The organism is Verrucomicrobiales bacterium, from assembly GCA_016793885.1.
In the GTDB taxonomy this organism is placed as follows: domain Bacteria; phylum Verrucomicrobiota; class Verrucomicrobiia; order Limisphaerales; family UBA11320; genus UBA11320.
Genome location: JAEUHE010000083.1, coordinates 1 through 3608, shown reverse-complemented (window position 1 = coordinate 3608; position 3608 = coordinate 1). Strand labels below are relative to the sequence as shown.

At 52.0% G+C, this 3608-nt stretch carries 1 protein-coding gene; it reads left to right on the top strand.

From position 1 onward, the window contains the following. Positions 1 to 259: 259 nt before the first annotated feature. Positions 260 to 2722 (top strand): hypothetical protein, encoded by a 2463-nt coding sequence (locus JNN07_10045; GenBank protein MBL9168070.1) that lies wholly within the window; start codon positions 260 to 262, stop codon positions 2720 to 2722. Positions 2723 to 3608 lie beyond the last annotated feature (886 nt).

Genomic DNA, 3608 nt, shown 5'->3' with positions numbered 1-3608 from the left:
AGCCCGGCTCGCCGGGGCTCCGGGCCGTGAAAGAACGGCGCTCGGGGCTACGTTGAGCTGAGATCGGGAGTCAGACAGCGGAAAAATCATGCGCTGGGGCTCGTGGAGCGGGTGCGCGCTGAAGACAACACGGATTCAGGCGTATGAACCGGTTCCCTGGGGCCCACTCAGAACCAAGACTCAACACTCAGTGACCACCAGTGTCATGAGCGCTATACTGCCACTCTTGCGCGCGGCTGGAGCATCTCAGAGGGAGAATATGAAGTTAGTAGATGAGATTGGGTTGTCCGAGAGCGATGCCACGTCCCTACTGCAAGGTGTGTCGGATGGGGCCTACAGTCTTTTGCTCGGTGCAGGCGCAAGCTATGGCTGCATCGGCGGTGATGGGGAGGCCTTGAAGGGTGCCATCGACTTGGCGCACGAGATTAACGACCTCTTCCAGCTAGAGCTAGACGAATCTGAGCGGTCCAATTTGCCATTGGTCTACAACGACGCCAAGCGCAGCAGCAACAAGGGCAAGTTAAGCAGCTTTTTAGAGCAACGGTTCAGCAGGTGCGAGCCAGTTTGGCAGCAACTCATCCTTGGGCAGCCCTGGAAGCGGATCTGGAGTTTGAATATTGACGACGTTGTCGAGAGGTGTCGATCGGCGACGCCGAGGCGGATCACGACTTTCACTTGGACTGATCAGTTCAAACCTCGTGAATTGAATAGTGATGAGCTGCAGGTGATTCACCTGCATGGGTATGCGCCCAGATTATCGGATCCGGCAGCTCAGGTAATATTTTCCATATCAGAGTATGCAGGTCGATTTGAGCTCGCCCCAGGTTGGCATGCCGAATTTAGATCAGAATTCTGTCAAAAACCGTTTGTGGTGTGTGGGGCGAAACTGCAGGAAGAGTATGACCTTGCAACTGTACTCGAATTTGGGAGTCACTCGAAGGCTCGGGGGGGGGCTCCGTCCTTTGTGGTTCTAAAAGAACTAACGAAAAGCCAATCAGATCGATTCGCCCGGCAAGGCTTCATCGCCGTAAGAGCCAATGGACAGACCTTCTTCGATGCGCTGCAAGCAGACATTGCAGCTTCTGACCGTAAGTATGATCAGCGAGTTACCTTTGCGCGAAATCAACTTCTTGCATCCTTTAAGATTCTGGATATAGACCGATCTCGCCAGCCAACGAGCAAGAAAATATTGGACTTCTATGCATGTGCGGAAGCGCAATGGATGCATATCGTAAACGACCTCGATGCTCGAATCGGTATTAACGATCGTATCAAAGTATCGCTAGATTCAGCGCCCGATGAAAAGATTCCACGGTTTGCTTTAGTTAGCGGAGGCCCGATATCGGGGAAGACAACCGTAGCTCTTCGAATTGCTCATGAGTATGCCAGCCGTGGCACCGAGGTATGGTGGTTCAGAGGTGAGCAAAAGTTCGACGAGCAAAGTCTCTTGGACTATGTGAAGGGGCAGCCAAATTCAGTATTCATTTTTGACGACTGCGCTGATTTCTCAAGCTCGCTCAGGACGCTAGTCTCGCTGTCTTTAGAGCAAGGCGTCTTGATTCGAGGGGTGGCCACATGCGAGAGTCACCGCTTACGTGCAACGGAATCTGATCTTGAGAAGTCAAGGGTGATCAAAGAGAATATTGAACCTCTTACTCGGCAAGATTTTGAGCGGTTATTTGAAAAGCGGAAAGCTAAAGGTCGACTTGGAACAAAGTCATCGATGAGCGTAGCTGCTGCTTGGAAGGAGTATAAATCTACGTACGGATTAAAATTGCTGGAATGGCTTGAAAGCCTGGAGAATGCCAGCGCTTACCGCGACGCGATACTTAATCTTATCAAATCGCCCGCTCACCACGGAGAAATCGCTAGAGCGCTCGTATGTGGAACCGCCGCTATTCATCGATTTGGTTTTTCATTGCCGTTCTACATCGCAGATGAAATAAGGCGAGGAGAATCTCTTGAGGTGCTGCTCGGAGAAGGCGAAGCCCTCTATGAGCTTGCATTCGTCGATGACCGAGGTCTTCGGCTGCGCAATAAGTCCTTTTCCACGTTTGTTTGGAAAAGCTTGTGTGTGACCGAGAAGTATTCTTGGGCACTTAAGATCGCGAGAGCAGTTGCTCCATTAGTCGTACCTCGAAGCGTCTCTCAACGCTCCACTCCATATTTAATAATAAGAGAACTTATGGACTGGGAAAATGTCAAGCACGATCTTGGCGGCGATTCCGAACGCTGGTATGCAGACCTTGAAGACGTTTGTGGATGGAATTCTCGATTTTGGGAGCAGCGGGCACTACTCGCCAGTGATCAAAAATCTGAGTCTTTTGCATATTCCTACGCTAAAAAAGCCATTGCCCTTCACGGGCGGGATGCCTTCCCGCATACCACGCTTGGGAAAGTATGCTTGAAGATCGCAACCACGAGAAACGACGCTGTTGCGGTGGAGAGATACTGGGAAGGGGTAGAGGCTCTGCGCGAATCTAGGGTCATTGCACTTTCTTCCGGAACTGAATGGGAACATCCATACATAACTTTCTTCTCCTACACGTTGCGTGCAGTTCGTCTTGCAGTCTTCGCGAAGGAAAGAGAAAGGATGAGCCAGGCTTGGAACGACTGGATGAGAAGTGCTAAGGCTTCCCGCAATCTGCACTTCTTGGAAGACAACGGGCATAATTCGTTGGACGACTATCAGCGGAACTGGCTCTCGTTAGCCAGCGAGTGAATCGCCGTAAACTCATAGAATATCGTTGATCGTGTTTTTATAACTCCACAAAAGAAATGGGGTCGCTTTCGGGGCAGCGCCATTGGGCCGATTGAATGCGTACGATAGTTCGCTTTTGTGCAATTGAAAGCTCCATCGACTAAGTCTACCGGAATGAGGAGAGCGAAGGCTGGATGACAACTCAGGTGGAGTTGTTCGCGCAGGTCGTGTGGTAAGTTTCTGATCGGACCGGTCGCTCGAGCGGCATTTATCCCTTTGGTCCGAACGGCATCTGATGGCCGGAGTCGTGAGGTCACGAACGGCAGGTTCGTGGCAGCGAAACTCACAGAAGACCCCTGTGCTCAGCGGCGGCTTCGGGGAAGTCCGGATGCCCGGTCGGGGTCGGCAGCACTCGGCGACGAACGGCTGCTTCCGGGAAGTGAAAAATCAACGACCGCTTTTCGGCGATGAACTCGAAGAGATGTCAGTCGCATTTCGACCCGTTGCGGTCACCGGTGTCAGCGGGAAGCTGTCACTCAACGTAGAGGTGACCGGCGCTGCGCGGCTTCCTTGCGCAGCACCCAGCAAGCGAAGCGAACGAGGTTAATCGCCCTATTAGCCATTTGATTCGCCGCTCTGGTTGCGAAGCGCTCGATGGCAGGCTTGTATTTCTTGAGCTAGTGACCGCACTAGAGCTTCATAATAAATTCACTTCCTCTGGCGCGATAGTGCACTCGCCGTCGAGAGAGAACAACTTTTCTAGTTCTCTCCTCGCCTTGATTATGGTCGCCTATAGACTTCAATAACGACAGTTAGTAACTGAGCCAGCATTGACGCACCTAACGTGATTACTGCCAGACGGCGTGAATGGCGCAAAATTAACCTGGGGCGCCGGTTGACTCATGGC